This is a genomic window from Aporhodopirellula aestuarii, assembly GCF_023701485.1.
GTDB lineage: Bacteria > Planctomycetota > Planctomycetia > Pirellulales > Pirellulaceae > Rhodopirellula > Rhodopirellula aestuarii.
In genome coordinates this window covers 20979-46881 of sequence record NZ_JAMQBK010000004.1, presented here as the reverse complement: position 1 = coordinate 46881, position 25903 = coordinate 20979, and the positions used below count along the sequence as shown (strand labels likewise).

The 25903-nt window shown below is 55.5% G+C and carries 16 protein-coding genes; 9 read left to right on the top strand and 7 right to left on the bottom strand.

The features are described 5' to 3' along the window. Positions 1-593: 593 nt before the first annotated feature. From NB063_RS01110 to NB063_RS01095, 4 genes are all read left to right on the top strand, one after another. Positions 594-1178 (top strand): hypothetical protein, encoded by a 585-nt coding sequence (locus NB063_RS01110; RefSeq protein ID WP_250926887.1) that lies wholly within the window; start codon positions 594-596, stop codon positions 1176-1178. Between the two features lie 461 nt (positions 1179-1639). Next, positions 1640-2107, top strand: coding sequence for a hypothetical protein (locus tag NB063_RS01105; RefSeq protein ID WP_250926886.1), 468 nt, complete (start codon positions 1640-1642; stop codon positions 2105-2107). 884 nt (positions 2108-2991) lie between these two features. Further along, positions 2992-3522, top strand: a complete 531-nt coding sequence (locus tag NB063_RS01100) for a hypothetical protein (RefSeq protein ID WP_250926885.1) — start codon at positions 2992-2994, stop codon at positions 3520-3522. 309 nt (positions 3523-3831) lie between these two features. After that, a complete protein-coding gene (locus tag NB063_RS01095; protein WP_250926884.1) occupies positions 3832-4608 on the top strand; it encodes a hypothetical protein in 777 nt (258 codons plus the stop codon). Between the two features lie 141 nt (positions 4609-4749). Here NB063_RS01095 and NB063_RS01090 read toward each other — a convergent pair whose 3' ends face one another. Next, positions 4750-6051 (bottom strand): IS256 family transposase, encoded by a 1302-nt coding sequence (locus tag NB063_RS01090; protein ID WP_250926883.1) that lies wholly within the window; start codon positions 6049-6051, stop codon positions 4750-4752. Positions 6052-6086: 35 nt separating this feature from the next. Here NB063_RS01090 and NB063_RS01085 point away from each other — a divergent pair, with 35 nt between their 5' ends. Then, on the top strand, positions 6087-6584 hold the full coding sequence (locus NB063_RS01085; RefSeq protein WP_250926882.1) for a GNAT family N-acetyltransferase: 498 nt from the start codon (positions 6087-6089) through the stop codon (positions 6582-6584). A 796-nt stretch (positions 6585-7380) separates the two neighbouring features. Continuing rightward, positions 7381-8586 carry a sialate O-acetylesterase gene (locus tag NB063_RS01080; protein ID WP_250926881.1) on the top strand — a complete coding sequence of 402 codons (1206 nt, stop codon included), beginning with the start codon at positions 7381-7383 and terminating at the stop codon, positions 8584-8586. A 434-nt stretch (positions 8587-9020) separates the two neighbouring features. Here the strand turns inward: NB063_RS01080 and NB063_RS01075 are convergent, their stop codons facing one another. The 4 genes from NB063_RS01075 to NB063_RS01060 form a co-directional block, all read right to left on the bottom strand. Further along, positions 9021-10721 (bottom strand): di-heme oxidoredictase family protein, encoded by a 1701-nt coding sequence (locus tag NB063_RS01075; RefSeq protein ID WP_250926880.1) that lies wholly within the window; start codon positions 10719-10721, stop codon positions 9021-9023. Positions 10722-11367: 646 nt separating this feature from the next. Continuing rightward, positions 11368-13245 (bottom strand): 1,4-alpha-glucan branching protein GlgB, encoded by a 1878-nt coding sequence (gene glgB / locus NB063_RS01070; RefSeq protein ID WP_250926879.1) that lies wholly within the window; start codon positions 13243-13245, stop codon positions 11368-11370. A gap of 110 nt (positions 13246-13355) precedes the next feature. Then, entirely contained in the window at positions 13356-14660 is a 1305-nt protein-coding gene (locus tag NB063_RS01065) for a DUF1552 domain-containing protein (RefSeq protein ID WP_250926878.1), read from the bottom strand. Between the two features lie 12 nt (positions 14661-14672). Then, entirely contained in the window at positions 14673-17192 is a 2520-nt protein-coding gene (locus NB063_RS01060) for a DUF1592 domain-containing protein (RefSeq protein WP_250926877.1), read from the bottom strand. A gap of 257 nt (positions 17193-17449) precedes the next feature. On the opposite strand from NB063_RS01060, the gene NB063_RS01055 reads away from it, so the two are divergent. Together NB063_RS01055 and NB063_RS01050 are read left to right on the top strand one after the other, a co-directional pair. Beyond that, positions 17450-18622, top strand: coding sequence for an MraY family glycosyltransferase (locus tag NB063_RS01055; protein WP_250926876.1), 1173 nt, complete (start codon positions 17450-17452; stop codon positions 18620-18622). A gap of 65 nt (positions 18623-18687) precedes the next feature. Beyond that, entirely contained in the window at positions 18688-21081 is a 2394-nt protein-coding gene (locus NB063_RS01050; RefSeq protein WP_250926875.1) for an O-antigen ligase family protein, read from the top strand. A 368-nt stretch (positions 21082-21449) separates the two neighbouring features. Here the strand turns inward: NB063_RS01050 and NB063_RS01045 are convergent, their stop codons facing one another. Next, positions 21450-22553 (bottom strand): hypothetical protein, encoded by a 1104-nt coding sequence (locus NB063_RS01045; protein ID WP_250926874.1) that lies wholly within the window; start codon positions 22551-22553, stop codon positions 21450-21452. Between the two features lie 296 nt (positions 22554-22849). Between NB063_RS01045 and NB063_RS01040 the strand changes: the two genes are divergently transcribed. Further along, positions 22850-24304, top strand: coding sequence for a tetratricopeptide repeat protein (locus NB063_RS01040; protein ID WP_250926873.1), 1455 nt, complete (start codon positions 22850-22852; stop codon positions 24302-24304). Between the two features lie 224 nt (positions 24305-24528). Here the strand turns inward: NB063_RS01040 and NB063_RS01035 are convergent, their stop codons facing one another. Continuing rightward, positions 24529-25020, bottom strand: coding sequence for a response regulator (locus tag NB063_RS01035; protein WP_250926872.1), 492 nt, complete (start codon positions 25018-25020; stop codon positions 24529-24531). Positions 25021-25903: the final 883 nt, after the last annotated feature.

Sequence of the window (25903 nt, the reverse complement as noted above, 5' to 3'; positions counted from 1 at the left end):
AATGCGACTAAACCTAAGGGTTAGCCTCGCTTTGCCGTCGCTATCCCCTCGCCAACGCAGAATCAGCAAATACGCGTTCGTCGGGATTGGAATCGGCATCTTAGCTGGCGCTGGTTTTGCATCCACTCAATCTCTGAGCTCCGACTTATTTAAATTGATGGTTGCGACCATTGCGTTTGGCGGCACACTTGCGGGTGTCACAATCTCAGTGTTGACGCGAAAGAAGGAAGCGGGTGAGACATTTCTTCCGCAGGCAGGCAACAGCGTCGCTGATAAGTTTCCGCTAGTCTCCATCGTCGTTCAGTCTTTCGTAGTGATTGCAGGCGCACTTTAAATCATTTTTGCGATGTATCGTCACGGACCGAATGGATTCTTTGTCGGTTCACTTGTTGGTTGGGTATTGGGAGGAGCCTGGTGGATTCGAAAACAAGTCAGGGCCAGGAGCGATCGTGAAGAACCTTCAATGCTGTCTTGAGAACGGATAACCATCGCGTACACTCGAAGCGACAATGGAGACTTTTTGCAAGTTTTTGCCTGTTTTCCGCCGCCCGCACAACGCCACCGTTTACCGACTGAAATGAGCTTCGGCTGACATGTCAATGCGAGACCATTTCTATTCGTTGACGTCCATCGAGGCCATTCGAGCGTGCGTTGCGTCTGGCAACGAAAGCGCCGTTGAAGCGATCGTCCGAGGATATCTGGAAGACAGCGATCTCGAACTCGATGATGAGCCCGAATATCGTCACAACGCGGAGACGATGATCATGTGTGAGAAGCCACCTCGCAAAGAACCAGGGTGTTGGTTTCACGTCGTGCCATATTTGGCGGTGCACTTGGGGCTTTCCCCTGATGACAACCTTCCGATAAATGAGGGCTGGAAGCATAGTCACGTCTGGCATCCGTATCGAAAACTGCTCAGACGGCATATCACGCGCGCGTCTCGCCAATATCTCGCCCATTTGGACGATGGTCGTCCATTGCTGGGCAAAGCGATACAATATAATGGATGCGTTTTTTCATGGTTGATCGGAACTGAGGTCCAAGACCTTTACGAATCTCTGTCGAAATTGGATCCGTCCGTCATCACGATCCCCGACCTGACTGGCTTTCATGAAGACTTCGTGGAATCACTTCGTATTGTCGCGTCTCAATCGAGGGATTTATTTGCAGGCGCGTAACTCCAATCGCGGAGAACCATGCCGCGCACGCGGAGCACGGCTTGCGAGGTTTTACAAATGGAAAGTCGTCTCTCCGCACCGGGTGACGGAGGGCGTTCTGTGGGTGAGTAAATCAGCATTGAAACGTGACATGAACATTCGATCGAAGCCTCTTTCCATGCCCCAACGTATCCGAGTATTGGCAGTGCTCGCGGGCGCGGGCGTTATTCAAGTCGCAGCTACTCTTCTTGGTTTTGCTATTGGAATCTCCAAGCCTCTGTGGATGGCTCTTCCCGTCGGTCTCGTCTTGTGGCCGCTCGCATTCTGGTACGTTTTCGTACATGTCGGAAGGAAAGCAGATGGCTTGCCCAAATAGCCGCCACCTCACGTAAAAGAAGTGATGCACGGACGTTCTGTCGCTAAATGATGAGTTCGCCTAACGTTAGGCTGTCGTCACCCATTAACTCCAAAAGAGGATTCACATGTCACGAGTCGCTCGAGCAATCCTCGGCATCGTCGCCGCACTCGCCATTCCTGCCAGCTTTGCTATGGCGTTGGGGTTCCAACTCGGTGAATCGCGAGAACAGCTCAAACTCAAGTACGATATTTCGGTTTATGATCACGACACCGGTCGAGTCACGGTGAAGTTTACGCTCGAGGACGAAGGGCGACTCAAACCGATTACCTCGATCGATTTTCACATCCCCAGCACCGAGGCGCATGACGGTGGTGGGTTCAAATCCGATCTCACAATTTCAATGGCTACCAGCAATGAAGGAACAAAGCAGGTCGGACGAATACACATCCGAAAGGACTGGGCTGAGCAAGCCGAAATCCAAATAAAGACTGGTCACCTTGATGGAAAACAGGAAGCCCGGACTTGGTATTACCACACAATTCCGCTGAAGGATCTCATTGCTCCGGTCAAACCGCACGAGACAGTGAACTAACAGGACAACGTCACTTCGATCGTTCAATAGGCATCTATAGTGTTGTGGGTGCGTTGTTTGCGAACAATGCATTGGCAACCCGCAGCGTGAGAGGGATCCTTCGTAATTCCTTCACTTGCTTACGCGTCGGGTTACCTTTTGCTCGAAAGTGGCATTGTCCAGCTAAGGTGCATCTGCCCGCGAACGCGATTGATGAGTCCGCAATGGTGGCGATATCGCACTTTCGCGGGCTTACCGACGTAACGCTTCTTCCAAACGCTCCCAAACGGCCTAGCTTGAATCGCGCAGAGATCGATGCGCAGAGAGATCGTTTGTCGAAGAATTGTGGTGTGGAAGTCGACGGGCCGTACGACGCAGCCGAACTCTGATAAGGTGAAGAGTTCCGTGCGCTGGACGTTCGTTACAGCTGTGTAAACACAGAAATATTGGTCAGCCTACTTACAGACAATGATCCACATCTTCATGAATGGGGGATCGGCAGTTTCTGGGTGAGAGGATTAATGCCTGTTTCTTGCCGTCCGCAAGGTGGCGGCTATCAAGAATCAACTATTCCGGTACTGGTGTCGTCCACGGTGCGCAGCAAACCCCTGATTAAATTCGTGATCACGACGTACCGGCAGACGAACAGCTTGAGAATTGCGACCTAGAAGACAGATTGTTACGTGGCACTTCCGATGTCCATCAAAGATGAAAAGCTCACCGCGCTATATCCTACTGACGAGTTCCCAACTGATTCATTTTGAGATTAATGCTGGCGTACGAAAACTCATTGCGTCGGAGCGGCGAACTGACGGTTTTTGAAAGCGACATCAACCGTCTCAACGCGGTTTACCTAAGCGTTCTGCAAGAAGAAGATGTCTCTAGCATTGCCCACCAACATCGCAATGCGTAGCAATCTCACGGAGATCCTCTGCGAAATGATGGGCGAGATGCCCAGACCAGTCACAATTCACGTTTGCGACGGAAGACTTACCGATCACCACCTTGATGCCAACGCGTTCCAAGAGACCGTCGCCGTCATCGCCCGATGCCGATTCGTGTATGTCCTTGATGGGATTCGCGGGCGGGTAGAACCGATTGCCGCGTTTGTCGCGAATGAAACAATTGGTCGCGGACAGCTTCGTTACTTAATTGACGGTCGCCCACCTGCGGCTGCGGGCAATTTACCGCGCCACACGACAGACAAATTGGGTGTCTACTTTCGGTCGCGGTTTGCTGATAATGGATGGCTCCGTGCGGTAACGGTTCCGGGCCACGTCAATGCACTCGACGGACTGTTCGGGCTTTGCGTGACGGATGGTGAATCGTCTACGGTATCTTTGAGGGACGCTGGACATCGCCCACTTTCATCGCGGACAATGGCACAACCGAGCGGCCAACCGGAGACACCGAAATCGTGTGCTTTTGAAGACTGATTATCCAGGTGCCTCGGTGGTCGTTCAAGCCGATCGAATTGATCATAATCCCTACGCAAGTCACGAAACGTCTTGGAGTAAGCGAGAAAGTTTGATCCGACGATTGCAGGAACAGACGGTTAAGATCGTCCTTTGGATGCTCGCGAAGCCTATCGACGCAAATGTCACGTTACGAATTAACGAAAGAATTCAACACTGATGAACTGATCGCCCACTCACACCATTTACCGACAACCTTGAAAGGCTCTTGGCCGATGGTCAGTCATCCGATCAGCCTCGGCTATCATCGCCTTTCTCATTCTTCCCAAAATGCTAGACCGAATTATTCAATTGCTTAGCGTTCGCCCGCGATCCCGTATCTGCTGCTTCCACTTCGGGAGATGCGGCAGCACTCTGCTGGGAAACATGCTTGGAAATCACCCCCACTTAGAATGGGCCGGAGAACTGTTCCATGCCCACCATGTAAGGACAGACCGTTCAAACGAATTGGATCCTTATCATTTATTGCAGAACAGGATCAAAACGTCACAATTCCGTAGCTTTGGATTTGAAACTAAGTTCCAACATCTGGATTTCAATGGATTGAATATCGAATTGACTTCATTCCTTGAGAGTTTACTGTCGTTAGGTTTCAACAAATTCGTTTTGCTCAAAAGACAGAATTACTTGCGTCAGGCGATCTCGGTGAGGAAAGGTCAAATATCGGGAATTTGGCACGCCGACCCGTCTGCTGCGATTCGCAACTCTTCCCCTGTCTTTTTGGATCCTACTTGCATTTCACTAGGTGGGACAAACCGAAACATTCTCGACTGCTTTCAATTCCTTGACGAGTCTTACGCAAACGCAAAGCGAATCTTCGAGGCTCTTCGTATTGAATATATTGAAATTGTTTATGAGCATCATCTTGAGAAGCATCCATCCGAAGGATTCGACCTCGCCATTGAATTCTTCGAAATGAAACCTGCAGCTTCAAGAATATCAACCAAAAAACTTGAATCACGTCCTATCAAAGAGATCGTTTTAAACTATGACGACATTTTGGACTGCCTGAAAGACTCGAAATATGAGTGGATGTGTCATCGCTAGGTGGCGCACGATTACAATGTGATGTGCACGATGCCGGAATTGCGTGTGCTTGTTGTTATTGATGAACGCTGGTCCCGGCTCGGTAATTCAAGCCGTTAGCGGACTGAGAAGCGGCGAGCTCAATGAGGTGGGAAAACAATTTCAGCTTATTTTTGATTCGGGTCTCGCCAGAGCTGCCAACAGATGAGGCAGTGACTTGCATCCAGTGATCCGGCGAAAGCCTTTCTCGGCCTCCAGCAACGCGTAGGAAAGCCAACGGCTTGCTTGATCCGTCTCAGCTCGAAAGCGTGTCACGCGGTCGAGCTTGCGGCGTGTGGTGCGGAACGAGTTCTCGATCGCATTGGCGCTCAGTAGGCAACGATGAAGCGTGTTGGGAACGTTCAAGCGATGCAACGCCAGAAGGTCTTCCCCGGCTTCGTGCAGGCTTGTGTGCGTCTCGGCGTTGATCGGCTTGATAAATTTATCCAGCTCATCGAATACTTCTTTAGCTGCCTCGTAGCCTTGGACACTCCGAAGACGCGTGAACAGACGAGAGACCTCGCCCCAATGTCGTTTGGATAGCTTTGCCTTCAGATTTCGCTCTTTGTGAACCAAGCAGCGTTGAACCACTGCATCGGGAAAGTGTTCTTTGACGGCACCACGCAACGCGTCACTTCCGTCGAGAACGACGTACAGACGATGAGAGCAAGTGAACCCGCGGTTGATGATTCGGCTCATTAAATCACTCGCAATTTCCAAGTTTTCGCTACTACCAAGGACAAAGTCCAGGACCTGTTTTCGGCCCTCAGTGTCGATCCCTAACGCGACGACTGCAGTCTGATCGCTACTCAAGCGAATCCCATCAAGCATCAGCACACACCAGCTCTGAGTCCCCAAGTCCTTGCCTCGCAATTCATCGATGAACTTGTGGCCCACCTCTTTCCACAATCGCGATACATTCGACCGGCTGACTTCTGGGGAATTCGGTTTGATGTCCTCAATCGATCGGCTGCTGACGCCGGACACGATCGCCTGGATGATTTGCGTCTGCAACTGACTGGGATCCTTCGCCACTCGATAAGTGGCCAGTTCGACTTCGTGACTGGCCCCGTCATCGCCCCTGCGCCGTACACGAGGCCGAACGACTTCTTCTCGTTCACCCTCGTAAAGAAGGCGACCGGGACTGGTTCCGGCTCGATAGTGATCCCCTTCGTGCGGTGCGTGCTTGGGACCGCAGAGCTGCGTGACTTCAGCCGCCATCACCTCACTGATCATCTCGCGGACGTGGCCACGGATGAAGTCTCGAAAGACTTCCCCGGTGTCTGACGCTGAAACTTGCCCAAGAGATTGCAAAAGACTAACTTCATTCATGATGGTCTCCCCGTCGGTTGCACCCGACGAAAATTGGAAAATTGCGAAGGGCAGATTCTGCCCTCCGGGAGACCATCTTTCAACTTTCAACAATTATTGGAACACTTCCATGTTTAGAGACGCGCCACATGTTGACGATTCGCTTATTTGAGGAAGCCGACTGGAACGCCACCTGGCGGATTGTCGAGCCCGTTTTTCGCGCTGGCGACACGTACCCCTATTCGCCCGATATCACTCGAGATGAAGCATTCGATGTTTGGGTCGCCATTCCGCAAGCGACGTACATCGCGATAGACGACGAGAACGGTGCGATCCTTGGCACGTATTACATCAAACCAAACCAACCAGCGCAGGGATCGCACGTCTGCAATTGCGGCTATATTGTCTCCGACGCCGCACGCGGTCGTGGTGTTGCATCTCAAATGTGCGAGCATTCACAGCAAGAAGCAGTCCGTCGCGGATTTCGCGCGATGCAATACAACCTCGTCGTGGCAACAAACGAGGGCGCAGTCCGCCTGTGGCAGAAACTGGGCTTCCAGATCGTCGGAACGTTGAGCGAAGCATTCAAGCATCCAATACTCGGATACGTTGACGCCCACGTCATGTATAAAAAGCTAACCATATAACCATCGGCTGGCGCGGCGGTGGCGACGGTTTTGGCAAGCGATAATGACATTCCGCCACCCGCGGAATCGTACTGTCTTGTTTAATGAGGACCTCATCCAGATTGAGAGTCAGTTGCCAAACTGCGGTTGCATGCGTCACGCATACAGCGCATGCATCTCGAATGCGGTTGCTACGAGCAAGTGGAATTCGGCGGGACAACATAGGTCCGAAAATCTCATACAGAATTCTCCCAAAGTCCTATCAATGGGGCGAATATTCACTGGCCCAAAATTGGTGAGACGGTCCGGTCCAAGAGCCCGATTTGCGTCGTGACTTGAAACGGCGTGTTCCCGGCCCGAGCGAACACCGTGAGGACGCATGTCCGCCGCTGGCTTGGTGGATTCATTTCTCAAAGGCCAATTCGGCCCGAATTGCGGACATGTGACCGGCTTCCAAGTCGGACGCGGTAGATGTTAGCCTAAGGTTTCGCTACGCGCCGGGTGAGCCAGTGGTGTTTGATTGCACAAGGGTGTGCACGATGCCGCCCGATTGGTTTGCTGGCGATATTGATTTCACGTGCTAACCAAACAATGACTAACTGGACAGCTCCACTTTCGAGCAAAAGGTAACCCGAAGCATTGTTCGTAAACAACGCACCCACAACACTTTAAATGCCTGTTGAATGATCGAAGTGGCGCTGTCTTGCTAACCACTGCCGGGCAAGCCAGCCAGTAGTTGCAACTGAGTAAGAACATGAAACGAAACGCTAAAGTCCTCGTCGCTGTCTTTGCCACCCTCTGCTGCATCAGTCCAGCGATGGCAGGCAAACCGCTGAAAATCTACATCATGGCCGGACAGTCGAATATGGTCGGCACGGGTGGGATCGCAACTTTTGGCCATATCGGAGCCGATCCCGAAACCGCACCGCTGCTCAAGAAGATGCTGGGCCCCGACGGTAAACCGAAAATCTGTGACAGGGTTTGGATCTCGTCGCTCAATGGCAAGATGAACCAGTACGGCGGCGAGGGATTCGGTAGGTTGACCGCCGGTTACGGGGTACGCAGGGAGGATCCCGCGAAGCCCGATGATTTCATCGGACCTGAGTATTTGTTTGGCATCACCATGGAAGAGTCATACGACGGGCCGATCTTAATCATCAAGACGGCTTGGGGCGGCCAGAATTTAAGTGTGGACTACCGATCGCCGGGCTCCGGTCCCTACGTATTGAACGACCAGCAGGTGGAGATGTACACCGAACGAGGCAAGCTCGATCAAATAAGGACGCAAAGAACAGAAGCGACGGGACGGAACTATCGCTACATGGTCGATCACGTCAGGAAGGTTTTGGCCGATATCAATCGGGTGTACCCGGACTACGATCCGGAAGCAGGTTATGAACTGTCGGGCTTCGTTTGGTTCCAAGGATGGAATGACTTCGTTGATACGGCCACGTACCCGGATAGTCTTGGAGAGAACCAGTATGACGAGTACGGCCAACTCTTGGCGCAATTCATCCGCGATGTTCGTCAAGACCTGAATGCTCCCGAGCTTCCTTTCGTGGTGGGGGTGATTGGCGTCTACGGGAACTACACGCCGGGCACTTTTAGAATTGTGAATCAATCTGACCGTCGCATGAAGCTGTTCCGCAAAGCCATGGCGGCACCGGCAGAGATGGAGGAGTTCAAAGGAAGCGTCGTCGCGGTTCAGACCGCGCCATTCCGAGAAGATGCGCTCGGTTTCATCGAACAGAAACAACTCAAAGTGCAATCCCTCGGCAGGCAACTGGCGAAGAAGCATCCTGACAGCGCAAACGCAGATGGATCGATGACGCCAGAGCAGAGAAGAGCGTATCTCGACGATTACAGATCGAAACTTCTTACCCCTGAAGAAATTGCATTATGGGATCGCGCGACCTCGATCGGCGGATTCGTGCACTATTACGGATCGGCCAAATTTCATGCCCAGGCCGGTAAGGCATTCGCCGAGGCGTTTCTGGAGATGGAAGAAAAATCGTCGCTTTAAGGGTTTGGAGTGAGGAGGGATGAGGTGTGGGGAGGGATGAGGTGTTGGGAGAGATGAGGTGGGGCGAGAGATTAGGATTAAGAATATGATTAAGATTAAGAGTGTGGGTTTGGTGGGGATTTGTTTTTGAGTTTCGCGAATGGTTAGTCACAAAGTGACGACATGGTGAAGCCTCGGACGTGAGTCCGAGGTATTGCGAACAAAGCAGAGCGAGACAAGTCGCTGCGTGGCGGAACGTGTCATCGCTTCGCGAATTGCGTTGTGTGACTGCGAATTCGTCCCCGGACTGGCGTCCGGGGCTGGCGCGTGCCGTTGCTATCGCGATTGAGAATCCATGCAAGACTCGCGCAGCCTCGAACTGAACTATAGTGGACGTCAGGTAATCGTCGCTTGGGACGCTGATTGTTTAAATGCTCTTTTTATCGGAACGGCGTTCATTCGAGCGGTGACTTGAGACTTTCTAAAAAAGCGAGCAGCAACTGCTTTTGATCTTCGTTCAGATTGAGGAATCTTCGCTTGGACGTCTCGGCTTCGCCACCGTGCCACCGGATTGCTTCGGCCAGGGTTTCGGCACGTCCATCGTGAAGATAGGGTGCGGAGTCTGCGACACCCCATAGCGGCGGAGTCTTCCATTCCCGCTGCAGAGCATCCCATGAATATCGGAATTGCCCCTGCAGATCAGCGTCACTGATATCGCCGCGGGGAAACTGCGGTTCCGCGGGAGCATCCATCGCAATTGCTTGAGGCGCACTCGCCAAAACAAAGGAACCGGCATCTCTAGCGCCGGAGCGTCCACGATCGGGAGGACGTCCCGTCCGGAAGGAGGATTTCTCGTCACGCCCGTATCGGTTTCTATAGGGGCTGGCGGATACGGCTGTCCGAGTGCCGGTCTGCTGGTACGCGGGAGCCGGAGAAGGATCTTGCAGTTCAACTCCCATGTCGTGCAACAACAAATCGCTGTAGATCTCTCGCGCGGGCAGCAGATCCGCGATGTGACAAGCTGCGCAACCCACCGAGCTAAACACCTGTTCTCCGCGGCGAACCCGTCTGCGCTCTTCCAGCGACAGCAATTGCTTGGATGGAGCTGGCAAGTCACTGACGTAGCTCGTTAAATCTTCGATCTGCGTCGTTGAGATATCCGATGCCAGGCTGATGTAGCGTGGATCTGCTGGATCAACGGCTTGTTGTGCGATGCCGGACACGTTTAACCCCAACTCGGTCGCGCAGGCTCCCACCACAAAATCGGACAACGTGCTGACTTGGCCTCGCCAACCGTACTTCCCTGCCACTCGGCCGGAGATCGCACCACCGGACAATCGGTTTTGAGAGAGCGAGACTGCATGCAATCGATTGATCGAAATTCGCTCGATCTCTCCCATGCCATGGAGCGGTGTTGTGTTGCGTTGGCTGAGGTAGTAATCGAGCGATCCATATCGCCCTGCGACAACGGGTTGCATGGCGATTGCTTCGACGGTCCGCTCCTCAGGACTGAACCATTCGGGCGATAGTCCGTTGGGCACGCCAAAGGACAAACGTTGACGGATGACTTCATAGCCCGGCCGCGTGGATCGGTCATGAACGACTGTCTTGAAGGACAGCAGGTTGCCGGAAACCAGCCCGGGAAAGAAATCCATGACGGAATTTTTTGGATCCCCGCGACCGCCACGGCCGGTCGGCTGCTCAAAAAATGGCGAGCGAGGGTCAACCGTGAGCCGCGTCACATTGTGATTCACACCCGATGCGCCGCCGCTGGGGTGACACGCTGCACAAGAAACAGCGTTATACAGGGGCCCTAATCCGTCGGCCGGGAACTCTTGCCCATCTGCCGCGAAGCCGTGCTCTTGAGGCACAAAGCCTCGCCCATCTCCGGGGAACACCGATGCCAAGCCTCGGCCATTTCCGTCGTGTTCCGGGCGGGCACCTCGCTCCATCCTTCGGCCGTGCCCACGATCTCTGTGATGGGGCATCGGAAGCGTGGAATCCCATTCTCGGATTTCTGGTGCGCGGTCCAAAAATTCCCATTCGCGTTCAAATAACTCACGACCAGCGATTGCATCCTGACCGATCGCTTGAGGAGCAAGGACGAGAACCAAGATCAGCAGCACAGCCAGTCCATACTGATGCCTGGCAACCATAAGACGTTTCCTCTCGACTGGATTCAAATAGAGAAGCGGAAAACTGCACGGCAATTCCCACACCTCAGTAAGGGCCGAAATCGCAATCAAATGCAACGCACACGGCAAAGATTTTCGGATTTCTAAGAATCGCTATTCAGGCATCGCGTGGATACCACGTGTGTCCACTCAGGATGAGTGTTATGAATGCTTTACGGTTGCTTGAACCGGAGGGCTCGCGCCCTGCCGCTAGAAAAAGTTAGCGGAACGGCGAGAGGCGCCCGGTAGATTTTGAACAACTTACTCACTGCAACCGAGCGGCTTGCGCCGCAGCGCTAACGAAGTAGATAGCTTTGGGTTGGCGGGATGGCGATAAGAAGGGCGTAGCGCAAATGCGTGAGGAGAATGGACAGCTGGGATTGGCAATGCGAGGAAGACCTACAACCAAATTACGGCAACAACCTTCTTCGTCAAACAGATTGGCATACCGCGACTACGGTCATGCACAACCGACACAGCTTCCTTTTAAAAGATCGAAGCCATGTTGGAATTCCGTGCGCAAGGACGATTTGCATCCAGCTCGCACCGCCACGAGAAGCGAGCGGTAAACGAGAATCTACCGCTCGTTAGCGTTTCAATACCCTTGCACGTTTGCCAGTATCCAAACCTACGAGTTATCAGTGGCCGATAACATCAAGATCGCGAGAGGCGGGATATTGAGCTTGAGACTTTGTTCGCGTCCATGAGCGGCGACCGGTTCGCTGACAAGTTTGCCCATGTTGCCGACATTGCTGCCACCGTATAGCTGTGAGTCGCTGTTCAAGATCTCGATATATTTGCCGGGTTGCGGAACGCCGATCCGATATCCAGCATGAGGCGCGGGTGTGAAGTTCAGCACGACCACGACGGTGCTTCCGTCGGCGGCGATACGACAGAACGTGAAGATACTCTTGTCCGCATCATCGGCGGCGATCCACGAGAATCCGGCGGCGTCGCAGTCGAGTTCATGAAGCGCCGGATAGTCTTTGTAGATCCGGTTGAGATCGCCAACGAATCGTTTCACCCCGTCGTGAACGTCGAATTGTAGTAGCGACCAATCGAGTTGACTCTCGGCATTCCACTCGGACGATTGCGCAAACTCGCAACCCATGAAGAGCAGCTTTTTGCCGGGCGATGCGTATTGGTAGCCGAACAGCAACCGCATGTTTGCGAACCGTTGCCACTGGTCACCGGGCATGCGTGAGAGCAGCGAACCTTTGCCGTGAACGACCTCGTCGTGCGAAAGCGGCAACATGAAGTTTTCACTGAACTGATACACCGACCGGAATGAAAGCTCATTCTGGTGATACTTGCGATAGATCGGATCGCGTTTGATGTACTCGAGGGTGTCGTGCATCCATCCCATGTCCCATTTCATTCCGAACCCGAGTCCACCGTTGTAGACAGGACTCGAAACGCCGCCAAATGAAGTTGATTCTTCGGCGATGGTCAGAACACCGGGGAAGTCCGCATGCAAATGCGTGTTGAATTGCTTCAAAAATTCAATGGCTTCGAGATTTTCGTTGCCGCCGAATTGATTCGGAACCCATTCACCTTCGTCACGTGAGTAATCCAGATACAACATCGAGGCGACCGCGTCGACTCGCAGTCCGTCGATGTGGTATTCCTTGCACCAGAACCGTGCGCTGGCGTGAAGAAACTCGCGAACTTCGTGTCGCCCATAGTTGAAAATGTGGGTGTTCCAATCGGGATGGAAACCTTGGCGTTTGTCGTGGTGTTCGTAGAGCCCGGTGCCGTCGAAGTACGCCAGTCCGTGTTCATCATAAGGGAAGTGAGCTGGTACCCAATCGATGATCACGCCGATGTCGTTGCGATGGCAGTGATCGACGAAATAGCGAAACTCGTCTGGGCCGCCAAACCGGCTCGTCGGCGCGAAGTAACTGGTTACCTGATAGCCCCACGAACCGTCAAACGGAAACTCGGTAATCGGCATCAGCTCGATGTGCGTGTATCCGAGCTCTTTGACGTAGTCGACGAGCATGGCAGCGAGTTCACGATAGGTGTGATACTTGCGACCGTCCCAAGGGCGTTTCCATGACGACAGTTGCACCTCGTAAACCGAAATCGGTTGCTTGAGCCAATCGACTTGACCTCGACGGCACATCCAGTCTTCGTCACGCCACCGATACTTGTCGAGATCGTGAATGATCGACGCGGTGGCCGGCGGATGTTCGGCGGCGAAAGCAAACGGATCGGCCTTGTCGACGACCACGCCCTCTTTCGAACGGACGCCGTACTTGTAGCGTGTGCCGATGCCGGCTCCGGCAATGAACCCTGTCCAGACGCCCGAATCACTACCGTGCAACCAGTCGGCGCCGTGCTGCCAGCCATTTCCGTCAGTCAAAACACTGACTTCGGTGGCGTTAGGCGCCCAGACGGCAAATCGTGCGCCCGCGACCCCGTCCCGAACTTCCGGGTGTGCTCCCAACCAATGGTAGCGTTCGTTACGTTCGACCGTTACGGGTTCTTTTGCGCTGGTTTTCATCTGGATGGAGGCCCATGAAGTGGATTCGAGAAGGGTATCCAGTGGATTTTACAGGATTCGCAGACACGCGTGGGAGGGGGTGCGACGATGACGCGTGCCCGAGCACGCAATTAGGACAGACCCTCCATCGTTCCGGTGCTGGTCGCGAACTGGTCGACTTCCACACCAAACTTCTGCAGCAGCGACAAGTAGAAGTTCGGCAACGGGTAATTTTCCTTCTGACTAAACGCGAGGTGCCCGGCGTGACGGAACGGGCCGCCGGCGATCAACATCGGCATGTTGCGGTTGCTGTGATTGGACGCGTTACCCAGATTGCTGGTCAAAAACGACGTCGTGTCATCGAGCAGACTGCCGCGTGCATCGTCGGAATTTACGAGCGTTCGCAGGAAACTGCCCCACTGGGCGACGAGAGCCTCTTCGACGAGAGCGAGTTGCTCGAGTTTTGTATCGTCTTGGCCGTGGTGGCTGAGTGAGTGATATCCTTCCTGCACGCCTTCGAGCGGCACCACGCCGCCACCGCCCGGGAGGTGCAAGGTGATGAAACGTGTGGAATCGGTTTGCAGTGCCAAGTGCATCAACTCGCACATCGTCTGAAACCGGCCGATCAGATCGTTCGGGTTTCGAATGTCGACGGGTTTATCCGCGTCTACCTTCGGTTTGGGAAGATTTGCCCAGAGTTCGGATTGCTGCATCCGTCGCTCGAGACCGCGGACACTTGAAAAGTACGCGTCGAGCCGATCTCGATCTCCTCGGCCGAGCGTGCGTTGCAGCGACTTGGCGTCCTCGGCAACCACATCCATGATACTTCGCCCCTGTCGCACGCGTGCCGCCTGTTTCATTCGTTCTTGGCGTGAGTCGTCGACGAACAACTCCGCGAACAGTTGCGCCGCCGAGGTAATGGGCGGAATCATCGCACCGCTCTCGGTATAACACGGACTGTTGGCGCCACCGGTTGCCAACACCAGCGATGGATAACGTGTGGCGTCACCCCGGTGCTTCGCGAGTAACTGGTCCACCGAGATCGTATTCACGGCGCGACCCGAAGTTCCCATCGGGGTTGCCGTCAGAATGCTCGCTTCGGCACGGTGTCCGCCACCGACTCCCGGATGTGACACACCCGATGCAATCGTCATCTGATCTCGCAGGTCGTCTAATGCGCGAAGATACCGCGACGGCTGATATTGTTTACCCTCACCGCTGGGCATCCAGTTTTCGCTGACCAGTCCCAAACCGACGGTCACGGCGACGAGTCGACGAGGGTTCTGCGGCGAGCGGTCGTTGTGATCGGGATCGCGAGCGAACGCAGATCGCATCGCTGAGAGCCACGGTAGACTCATGGAGACACCGCTGCCTCGTAGAACGGTTCGGCGGCCAAGTTGTTTTTGAAAGTTGAACTGGGTCGTTCGGTTATCCATGATCGATACCGTCTATTTTTGGAGGAAGGTGTTGCTCGCTACGACCGCATGCAAGATCGAGCGGATGCCGTAATCGGACTTCTTTGCTTCTGCTACGATGGCATCCACGACCGGCCGATCGGCGAACTGGATCTTGGCACCAGTGGCGTAGGTGAGGAGCTGAGTCGCAAAGTTGGCCGCGAGACATTTTTCGTCGGCAGCGATCAGACTGCGAAACTCTTCGAAGGTTTGGAATTCGTGTCCATCGACCATCCGATAGCTCGCGTCCACGGCGGGTCCGCGTTGGTATTTTCCACCACGGAGTTGTCGATAGTGATCGCGCCATTTGCCGCCAGCGTCGAAGTTTTCGAGTGCGAATCCGGGCGGGTCAAAATTCTTGTGACAGGCCGCGCAAGAGGCGTCCGATTCGTGTTTGGCCAGTAGCTCGCGAATGGTGGTCGCGCCGCGAATGTCTGGCTCGACGGCGGGCACGTTGCTCGGCGGCGGCGGGATTTCTTCGCCTAAAACGCGTTCGCACACCCAGATGCCCCGCAGCACCGGCGACGTGTCGTTGCCGTTGGCGGTCACTTTGAGAATCGATCCGTGAGACAACAATCCGCCTCGATGCCAATCACTTTCGAGCGGAACCATCCGCGTTGCATCGTCGAGCGGATTGCCATCGACATCTCGCGGCGTCTCGATCTCATAGTAACGTGCAAGACGCTCGTCGAGAAACGTGAAGTCGGCATCAATTAACTTTCGTATCGGCAAGTTCTCATCGAGCAGATACTGCAAGAAAGTATGCGTTTCGGCGAGCATCCCGTCTTGGACGACGATATCGAAATCCCGGAACAGCCGACGATCGGGTTCGGTAAAGTCGATATCCACAAGATCCAACCACTGCGCCGAAAACTCTTCGACGAAGCTGCGTCCGCGTGGCGACTTAAGAAGCCGATCGGTTTGTTGACGCAATTGAGCCGGGGTACGTAATTGTCCGCTATCGGCGGCCCTCCGCAACGTCTCATCGGGCATCGATCCGCAAATGAAATAACTCAGCCGAGAGGCTACCGACCAGTCATCAAGTCGGCCGTCCGCGTCGGTGTACTCACAAAGATATAGAAAGCGAGGTGAACACAGAACCGCGCGGTATCCAGCTCGCAACGCCGCCACATAGGCTTGCTCTCGACTCTCGCCGGCTTCCAAGCTCTCTCGCCAGGCAGACTTTGTAAAGTCGACAAACGGCTCCAAGACGTCATCCGTTGTTGGGCGACGAAAGGCGAGTTCTGCGAACCGTACGATCAGGTCGGCGAGACGTTGTTGTATCTTGACGTCACTCAGCCCTTCGATTTCGGGGACAGTGCGTTTTAACTTTTTATCGAAACGCAAACTGGTCTGATGAAACAATTGCTGGCGGACGGATTCGCTGTCGCCACCGGGGTGAATCCGCTCCATCCTCAATCGGTGCAGGGCCACGCCAGGAACATCCTGCTTCTCACCCTCGCCGTATCCCACTTGGCCGCCTTGGAACAATGCTTTCTTAATCGTCGCATCTGCCGGCCGGATTTCGATCATGTGCCCCTTTGGGATCCATGCTTCGTACGTCATTGTCTTCGGATCCGATGTGGCGCGGAAATCGCCAATCCACGTCATCAGCGGAGCACTCGACACGCACTCACCACTGCGAACGCTGCACCAGAGGCCTGGCGGCGAAACATTGCCCACGTTTCCTTTTGCGGCCTTCGGTGGCTTCACAGCCGATGCGGTCACAATGATCCGGTACGTCCCCGATTCTGGGACCTTCGTCGATGAGATACGCCCGTAAAAAACCATTCCGCTAGACCAGGTCACCGCGAGACCTTGACGAAGCTCTGGCTCTCGGTTGCGGCGACCGGGCGGTTTGTTGGCAATTCGTTTTGGGCCGTAGTCGATCGCCCACTGCGCGTTGGGCAACGTGGCTCGATCAAATGCCGCATCCAGGGCGGTGTCGACCAAGGTGAGGTGCGATTGCAGTTGGAAGTGCGACATCGTTTGGGCATCCGCCAAATTCACGTACCCGCTGTTTCGCGTTTCCGCTGGCATCAGACTCGCCAACGGGTAATCAATCTTCAGCAGATCCTGCAAAGTACGCTGCAACTGCATGTTGGTGAGCCGTCGACCTTGGACGCGGCCATCGCGGGCGCGATGGAGCTTGGAGGCACGCTGCAGTGCCCGTTCGGTGGCAGGCAGAAACTCCGCCAATTCGCTTGGTTCGATCTCAACATCTTCGGGCGGTGGCATTTCGCCTTTTTGAACTCGATCGTAAATCCGTACCCAGGACTCGAAGCTCTGTAGACTATCGAGCCGCGGGGACAGCAATGAAACATCGAATCCGCCCTCACCGGATGAACCATCATGGCAATCAATGCAGTTGGATTGCATGAACTCCATCGACGACTCGGGAATCGACTCAGCAACCGACGCGTCGGCGTGCACGCGACCACTTGCTAGAGCGACCAAACAGAGCAACGACGCGATGTGGGTGATTCGCAGGTCAAAGAACGTGCGCATGAACATTGCGTGGGAACGGAGGGGATAGGAGGGGGCCGGAGCAGGGGAGTGAAGTGATGTGCTCGCAGCCGGCGGGGAATCCTATTGTAACGATTGGTATGACAAATGGAAACGGAATCGCGAAAAATGCCCCCTAGTGGCCGTCGTAGGTGAGCGTCGCGGCGGGAAAGTTCCTGTTAGAATCCGGTGAACAAAAAACGCTGAAGTGCGTAGATTGCAAACGCGTCTGATCTCGTCTCTCCCACCCCATACCCGCGCAACCTATGTCGGCTACCGTCTTGCTCGTACTGGCGGCCGCAGGGACCGCGATGTTGATCAGCGGGTTGGTGCTGTTTCCGGTTCGGCACTATGCCCGCCAGCTCGGACTGCTGGACCGACCAGGGGGACACAGCAGCCACACCGTGCCGACGCCGCTTGGCGGCGGGATCGGTATCTACGTCGGGATCGTTGCAACAATCATACCTGGGTTGGTTGCCGCATGGTGGATGCAGGTACCCGAACGTGGTGAATCGCTGAGAGCGATGTTTGGTGGTCTATTGCCAGAAAATTTTTGGAACGCGGCGATCACGCATGCCCCAGGCGTTTGGTCACGATCAAATGACATGATATGGCTGCTCCTCGCCAGCACGGTGCTGTTGATCCTCGGATTGTGGGACGATCGCCGAGGACTTTCGGTCATCGTCCGTTTGGGTTGCCAATTCGGAATCGCAGCCGCCGTCGTCTTCGGTTTAGGCATTGAGTTAACGGCGTACCTTAACGCCGGCTGGCTGACGAAGTCGTTGTCGGTGATCTGGATCGTCGCCGTCATCAACTCGTTCAACATGCTCGATAACATGGACGCATTGTCAGGAGGCATTGCCGCGATCATCGCCATATCGATGGCGGTGGTGATGTTGACGACGACCGACCCGGGGACCAATCATCCGCAATTGCTAGTGGCGGGCTTGCTGCTGGTGGTCGCCGGAGCGTTGCTCGGCTTTTTGTTTCATAATCGCCCACCGGCAAATATCTTCATGGGTGACGGGGGCAGTTACTTGGTGGGATTTCTGATTGCGGTCTCGATGTTGATGGCGACCTTTGTCGGAGGCCCATCCGTCGACGGCACCATTCGACCTCACGCGGTGCTGGCACCGTTGTGTGTGATGGCAGTTCCGCTCTACGACATGGCGACTGTGTTGTGGATCCGCGTTCGCGAAGGACGCAGCCCATTCCAAGGCGACCACAGCCACCTGTCACATCGCCTTGTGGACTTGGGGTTGTCTCGAACCGCGGCCGTCAGCACGATCCACTTGATCACGGCAACGTGCGGATGGTCGGCGATCTTGCTTGCGCATGTCGGTTCCCTCCAAGCGGTGACGGTGCTGGGAATCGTCGGCTGCATGCTCACGCTGGTCGCGATCCTCGAGTCAACGCGCGGACGCGGGGCTAAGAAGTGAGCGGGCGCAAGGCAGGACCGACTAAACCTGCATCGGACACACCCGCCTCAACGCCGTTTCGATCGATGCCATCACCCGAATTATCGCGGAATACATTGCTCGATCTTGCCGCACTCGCCGGGTTCTGCCTCGTCGTTGTCTGGGGCGTTTATCATCCGGCGGACTCAACCGCGTTAGAACAAGGCGATGCGCTGGGGCTGAGCATCTCGCTGATGCTGTGGGCATCGATCACGATGTGGGTCACGCGAGTTTCCCCGACGCTGCAATGGCAGCGTGTCGGGTGGTGGGTTGATGCCGCACCACTGGCCCTCGCCACGTGGGTGTTTGTGGCCGCCTGGGTTTCCGGTGGTGTCATCTTACCGAGTCCGCCTCAAGTCGGCGGTGACCTCCGGGCGGCGACCAACGAGGCATGGTGGTGGATCGCCTGCGGCGCCGCGTTCGTGGCGTTGAGGCGACTGCTCGCTGGTACTCGGCGATCAACCGCAATGTTTGGATTGCTGCTGGGGATGGGGGCGATGCTGGCGGTGCATACTTTGCACCAATACTATGTTTCCTTTCCGCAAATGCTGTCCGACTACCAGAACGATCCTGATGGAATGCTCGCCAAGATCGGCCTCAACGCGGAGCCCGGATCCGCCGCGAGAATGATCTTCGAGAATCGGCTGCGTGACGGAGGTCCCACCGGCACATTTGCGCTTGCGAATTCCTTGGCCGGTCCGCTCGCGATGACATTGACGTTCGCTGGTGGATGCCTGCTCTGCTGGCTGCCAAAAATACGCCAGCGCGACGATCACGCCGCCAGTGGCCTCTTGATCGCGACGGCGGCGAGTTTGGCTGGAATGACGCTCATCGCTCTGGCAAGCACAGGCAGTCGGTCCGGTTTGTTATCGGTGATTGTGGTTGCGGGACTGACTGCGGGACTCGCATTGCTGCGTCGTCGTCCTTTAAGGGTAAAAGGAGAAGGCAACACCCCTCCTGCAAAACCAGCGAAATCGCTTGCCATCGTTGGTTCCGTCTTAGCTGTAGTCGTGCTGAGCCTGTTTGCGGCGTTGTGGAAGTTTGGCGAGTCGATGATGGGGGGTGAATGGGTCACGCAAGCTCCCGCGACGATCCAATTGCGGATGCAGTACTGGCGATCCACGCTCGGGATTGCTGCCGACCACCCTTGGTTCGGCGCCGGGCCCGGCAACTTCCAACTTGTCTATCAAAAGTATCGCGACATTCTTGCACACGAATTGATCGCCGAACCACACAACTTCTTTTTCGAAACACTCGCCTGTGGCGGTTGGATCGCTTCCGCATTGCTGGTCGCTTGGCTCGTCACCGCCATCGTGGCCTATCTCCGTGAAGTTGCTGCTTCTGATCCGGCAACCAACTCCGACGACGCGGGCTCCACATCGACGCGACGCATCGCCATCGCCGTGGGCACCGGAACGATCGCGGGCATCTTCGCGGTTTGGTATCACGGGATCTCGACGGGCAACCTTCCCGATTTCGACGCGCATCTGATCGCGGTACCGGTCGCGTTAGGATCGATCGGCATTTGGTTGCATTCGATGCATCGGACACACGAGCTTCTCACGATGAAGCAATGTCGTCATTTGGCCGGGGCGTCCGCGGCGACGGGATTGATCCATCTGTGTTTCTCGGGAGGATGGACGGTCCCGGGTGTGTCCGTCTTCCTGCTCGCGTTTGCGGCTATTGCAACAGCCACTCCCGGCGACACCGCAAACGGTGAAACACAATCCAACCCAACAGTGATGGCGCCGCGCATCGCGGCCATTTCGATCTTAGCGATACTCGCCGCGACCGCGTTCTTCTTTTCATATCGTCCCGTTAGCCGATCTCGCGCCGCGATGGCCGAGTCGAACATGCTGGCAAGCACAAACCGTGCCGCGGCGGCCGAAGAGACGCTGCGACGTGCGTTGGACTGGGACCCGTTGAATTCGGATCTCGCCATCTGGCTGGCAACCCTTGAGAATCGCAAGTGGCTGCAATCGATTGCAACCACTAGCGCAACGGCACGGCAACAAAGCAGCGTTGAGGCATCCTTTGATGAGGCGATCAAACGATCGGGAAACGATCCCGCTCGCCTGCGTGCAATCTGCGAATTGCTGTTGCAGCGATACCAGGTCGCTGGACAGTTAAGCGATCTTGTGAAAGCGGAGGAGATCATTTCGCGTGCGCGCGAATTATCGCCCACCCACGAAGCGATCACGGCGCAGCACGCCGAGATCTTGCGTGAACTCGAACGCCTTGGCAAACCCAATGGCAATGTATCGGCGAGCGAATTGGCTGAGCGAGCCGAGATGCTCGCCACAAGTGGCGGCGTGATTACTCGAGTGCTGGGACTGCAGCCCATCTTGCCAGCACGAGTGGTCGGACGCGCCGCGATTGACGAGGCGTTCCGCGCGCCGGCCGATACGGTGCTTTTCGACACAGTGTCCGATGACGATTAAATTTCCCAGTTACCGTTTCAATCGAACTCACGCAGTTTGAGATGGCTTCGCTTGCGGATCGGTAACCCGATCGAGATCCGGTATGCCGCGAGCCAATCAGGATACGGCGCACAGAGAGCTGGGAACTCGTCCGCTTTTTCGCACTAAGAAACTGGGTTTATCTTCCCTCTATCTTGGCAAGACTTGCGCAGTAGCGAAGAGAGGGCCGCGACTTCAGCCCGCATGTACCCTTGCGGGGCCTGAAGTCGACCGAACCTCCCAGAGGGAGGTGAATGAAAACCGACCGGCCTTGACGGGAGGGCAATGCAAGGCCGACGTTTAAGCGGTTGTCGAATGGCACAACCGCGTAAACAGGGACAGTCGTGGTTCTATCGAACCGTCGACGATCCTTCGATTTGGGTAGCCGCGGAGGCTTCGGAGTGAGCCGCAGCTGTAGCCGCCGTGTCTTGGGCAGACTCGGTGTACTGGGCAGCAGAAGCGACTTGGGATTGTGCCGAAGCAAACGCCGCGAGCTGGGCTTCCATCATGTCGGCTTGAGCCATCAGTTCGACATCTGCCGACGCGAGAGCTGCATCGCGGATTTGCGAAATCTCCGCCATGCGTTGACGGGCGGCGACGGCGATCATGGCACTCAGATCGACGTTGTTTTGAATCACACCGGCGATTGAGAATTGACCACCGCTATGCGCTTCACCAGCCGCGTCAGACTGAGCTTCGCCCGACGGAGTCGAGGTGACAGCACGAGCACGACCGGTCGTTTCCGCCGCTCCGCTCGCTGCCGAGTCGGCATTACCTTGCGCGAACCCTGTGAAACCTGCTGCCGCATCGGCAGCCGTGCCGGTCGCGGCAGTGGAAGCGGCGTTCGCACGCGTGCGAGCGGACGACTGAACCACACCGGCAACCCGCAGCGGGTTAAATTGACCGAAGATCGAATCGTAAGCGGAAACGTCAGCCGAGGTGATTTCGATCGGTGCGACCGAAGCATTCGCGTTTGCATTGATGGACGCGTTTGTCGATGAAGACATCCGCGTTGATGAGGCACCGCGTGATGCAACAGCGGTGTCGCTGTTGAGATTCAAGCCGGCATTCACATCGAGCCGAGCGCTGCTGGCTGCCGCGTTCGCGGTGCCGATGGCCGCGTCGGCGGTGCTGTTGGCATGTGCTCGGGCACGCAATGCGAGCTGGGCCGCTTGTTGCACCGAAGCTTGGATTTGACTGTTGACGCGAGTTTGAATTCCGTTGGCAACTTGAGCCTGAACTCGTTGTTGCAACTGCGATTGCACTTGAGCCTGTACTTGATTTTGGATCTGCGCCTGCACTCGCTGTTGGACTTGTGCCTGCACCTGTTGTTGAACCTGGCTCTGGGCACCTGGAAGCAAGCCTCCCAATCCTTGAGCGGAACCTGGTACCGCGAACGCTGCTCCGGCCAAAAGGGCCCCGATAAGACAACGCAACTGTTTTCGACTACTCATACTCGTTTTTCGCTCCATGCACGAGAATTTTGTTTTTGAACAATCTTTCAACCATCCAAACTTGGAACCACCGAAATGACCTCGTTCCATAATCTGCACTGGCAATTTTTCGCTCTGGCGTGATAGGAACTCAGATGAGACGATGGCTTATTGTTCACTGAACGCGGAGAGTAGCGAACAGAGAGCGAGGCCCGCCAGCCGAATTCGACTTTTTGATCAGCCGAAAAATGATGCAGCATACGGAAATGACGCGACTATCCCTGGGCCCACGGGGCGCGGCAATCACATCTAGCTTCATGCTCTCCCTTACGATTGCGTTAGTGATAGCGATGTCCCTCGTGGCATCGGCGCAAACCTACACGCCCCCGGTTTCCCAACCTTCCGCCGGGCAACTGAAAATGTTGTCGATGATGCAGCAACGGGTCGCCGATTCTCCGCACCACAGTGAGTCGTGGCGGATGCTCGCGAAGTTGCAATTCACGCTCGGTCAGCCCAATGAGGCGATCGCATCGGCTCGCCGCGCGGTCGAGGAAGATCCTCACAACGCGGCCGCTCATTTCGACATCGGTCAATTCTTGGAAAAGACCGGTGAGGGTGCCCAATCCAAAATTCACTACGATCGGGTGTTTCAGATCGCGCCGCAGAGCTCCTATGCCGCCCAGCTCCGCGAACTCGGGCTGGAGGCCCCGCCGACCGGCATGGCGAATCTCCAAATTCCGCGAATTGAGGGCGCAGCAGCCAGTGCACAAAACGCCACTGACCTGCCAGACCTTCCGTTTGGCCGATCCGCCGTGCAACCAGCCAGCTATGAGATTCAGACATTTGACGGTTCCGATGACGTGGAACTTCGACTCGAACAACTGGAAGCCGAAGTCCGCGCGCCCGCCAACCGGCTTCGCGTTTTCATGAAAACAGGTGTCCTCTACAACTCCAATGTCACGTTGACCCCGATCAGCCGTGAACTCGCACAAAGTGACAGCGGTAGCTTTCAAGGCTTCGCTAATCCCGACATCGATTGGAAATGGTTGCGCACCGACACCATGCGGGCGGGCCCATTGTTCCGCGGCTACTACACGGTGAATGAAGCCCACATGTCCGACTTTGATTTGGCGAGCTATCAACCGGGCGGATTTTTTGAACGCGATTTCAAGCTAGGAAGCAACCAGGCGATCGGAAGAATCGATTACGTCTTTTCAGCTGACTTTTTTGACGGAAACGCCGTCGGCACCCGTCACTCCGGCACGACATCGCTCACGCTGATCCGACCGGATCTCGATGCGATCTATCTGTACTTCACTCTCGCGCAGTCTGATTTCGAGGATGACGGCACGACACCGCTCCAAACCTCTCTGGACGGAACCACGATCACGACCGGGGTCACTCGATTTTTTCAAACAGGCTGGGAGCGACTGCCGATGCACGCACTCGGAATCGACTTGGAGTCAGCTGATACCGAAGGAGCTGATTATCGGTACCTGTCCTACAACCTGCACGGCTCGACGAGCTGGAAAATTAGCCCCAAGTGGGAACTGATCCCGACCTGGGGCATCGGATACCGTGACTACGGCGACTACACAGGAACGGTTGATCGAAGCGAATTTTTCTGGAGAGCCCACGCCAGGCTGCAATACCAATGGAATGACAGGCTGAGCATCGCTGCGGTGTGCGGGCACGACCGGTTTGCTTCCGACAATGACGACTTTGACACCGAGCGCACCGAAGGCGGCATCGAGTTCACGTTCACTCGTTAGCGACGCCGAGCGACATTGATAGCTTTAGTGCTCTTTCTAGCGGAACGGCGCGAGCCGTCCGGTCCCGCGTCACCGGACGGCTTGCGCCGTTCCGCTACTTTTGAAATCACGCAGTAATTAGATCGACGTTTCACGCGTCGATGGCCACGCCGCATACTGCGCGGTCGCTGATGCCTGCAGGCCGTGTCCAAGACACAGAGTTTACCGTAGCCAATGACTCGCGATCAACTTGAGCGAGCTCGGTCGGCTAAGCACCGAAGAGACCGAGAGATTCCGCTCGCCGACTGCCCTTCCGATTGAAAACTCTCATAAATTGGACTTACCGGCATGTGGCCTAGCACGCGATCAACGACCTGATAGAAGACGGCTTTATCCAACGGCTTGAGCACGACAGTGGTACCGCCAAAGCTCTGCACGACTTCGCCTACTTGCTCGTCGAGAAGGCTCGTCACGACAATCGCCGGAACATCCTGAACACAGGATTCGGTGTCAGCACGCATGTTGCGAATCAACTCCAGTCCGCTCATCCCAGGCATCTCGATGTCGGTGATCAACAAATCACACGTGTCTTGCTGGATCGTTTCCCAGGCCGCTTCCCCATCCGATTCACACGAGATGGAGAAGCCGATTTCCTGCATCCAACGGCTAATCACTTCACGTGAACTTCGGACGTCATCAGCGATCACGCATCGACGCCCTTCAAAAACTGACTGCATACAGTGATCTATCGTGGCTGGAGGTGGGGGAAAAGAGATGCTGAAAACACGCACAATAGCGTCGCAACTTCCATACCGGCATCGTCACGCGATTTTACCGACCACTAGAACAATTTCCAGGCCTGAATTCGCGTTCAAAGAGCCCAAAACCGGGTTAAATGGGCTGTACTTTGAGCGGTCAGCGAGTGGACACTGGGCACTCATGCGATTGGCCCCCAGCCTGGGAGCCAGCCAATGCATGGGCGATCAAGGACTTAGGTCGAGCCGAACCAGTTGTCGCGAACTCGTTATTTCCATCGCCATCGGCGATAGAGACCGATCGCATGTGGCCACGCATACACGCCTAGACGTCTGCTCATTCGATGAGGAATGACAGCTTGGGAGAAGTGATCCGGGATACTACACCCGCTCGTGTTGTCGCTGAAATCCGACAGGCTACTAGACCTCGTTAAGCCGCCTCGAAACCCACGGCGAGCTGACGCCACTTTGTCGAAATTTTTTCGAATGCGATCGAGTTGGTGGTGCCAATTCAACCGATTCGGCGGAAACAGAATCAACGCACCAGTGCGTGGATCCGCTCACCTCAACAGCAGCAATGCCATTAGCACTGCGACCAACATCGTCACCACCGCATTAGCTGGACCGCACCACTTTTCGCGCAGCTCGGCCTCACGGAACGTTGATTGTTTTAGTGCCATTTTCAGCGTAACGGCGCAAGCCGTCGAACTCCTGAGTCACCGGACGGCCCGCGCCGTTCGGCTACTTTTGAAATCCTTCAGTAATACAACCGACGTCCCCCAGCGAATAGGTTCACAGCCTAGCAGGGGCTCAGCTACGTGAAGGGCAAAAGCTTTCAGTACATCTGCCCGAAAGAGGCGCTGCC

Excerpts from the sequence above, each read along its gene's own strand:
- NB063_RS01050 (WP_250926875.1), top strand. The coding sequence starts at position 18,688 with ATGCCATCACCCGAATTATCGCGGAATACATTGCTCGATCTTGCCGCA.
- NB063_RS01065 (WP_250926878.1), bottom strand. The coding sequence starts at position 14,660 with ATGGATAACCGAACGACCCAGTTCAACTTTCAAAAACAACTTGGCCGC.
- NB063_RS01110 (WP_250926887.1), top strand. The coding sequence starts at position 594 with ATGTCAATGCGAGACCATTTCTATTCGTTGACGTCCATCGAGGCCATT.
- NB063_RS01060 (WP_250926877.1), bottom strand. The coding sequence starts at position 17,192 with ATGTTCATGCGCACGTTCTTTGACCTGCGAATCACCCACATCGCGTCG.
- NB063_RS01095 (WP_250926884.1), top strand. The coding sequence starts at position 3,832 with ATGCTAGACCGAATTATTCAATTGCTTAGCGTTCGCCCGCGATCCCGT.
- NB063_RS01035 (WP_250926872.1), bottom strand. The coding sequence starts at position 25,020 with ATGCAGTCAGTTTTTGAAGGGCGTCGATGCGTGATCGCTGATGACGTC.
- NB063_RS01045 (WP_250926874.1), bottom strand. The coding sequence starts at position 22,553 with ATGAGTAGTCGAAAACAGTTGCGTTGTCTTATCGGGGCCCTTTTGGCC.
- NB063_RS01100 (WP_250926885.1), top strand. The coding sequence starts at position 2,992 with ATGCGTAGCAATCTCACGGAGATCCTCTGCGAAATGATGGGCGAGATG.
- NB063_RS01105 (WP_250926886.1), top strand. The coding sequence starts at position 1,640 with ATGTCACGAGTCGCTCGAGCAATCCTCGGCATCGTCGCCGCACTCGCC.
- NB063_RS01055 (WP_250926876.1), top strand. The coding sequence starts at position 17,450 with ATGTCGGCTACCGTCTTGCTCGTACTGGCGGCCGCAGGGACCGCGATG.
- NB063_RS01075 (WP_250926880.1), bottom strand. The coding sequence starts at position 10,721 with ATGGTTGCCAGGCATCAGTATGGACTGGCTGTGCTGCTGATCTTGGTT.
- NB063_RS01040 (WP_250926873.1), top strand. The coding sequence starts at position 22,850 with ATGCTCTCCCTTACGATTGCGTTAGTGATAGCGATGTCCCTCGTGGCA.
- NB063_RS01085 (WP_250926882.1), top strand. The coding sequence starts at position 6,087 with ATGTTGACGATTCGCTTATTTGAGGAAGCCGACTGGAACGCCACCTGG.
- NB063_RS01080 (WP_250926881.1), top strand. The coding sequence starts at position 7,381 with ATGGCAGGCAAACCGCTGAAAATCTACATCATGGCCGGACAGTCGAAT.
- glgB (WP_250926879.1), bottom strand. The coding sequence starts at position 13,245 with ATGAAAACCAGCGCAAAAGAACCCGTAACGGTCGAACGTAACGAACGC.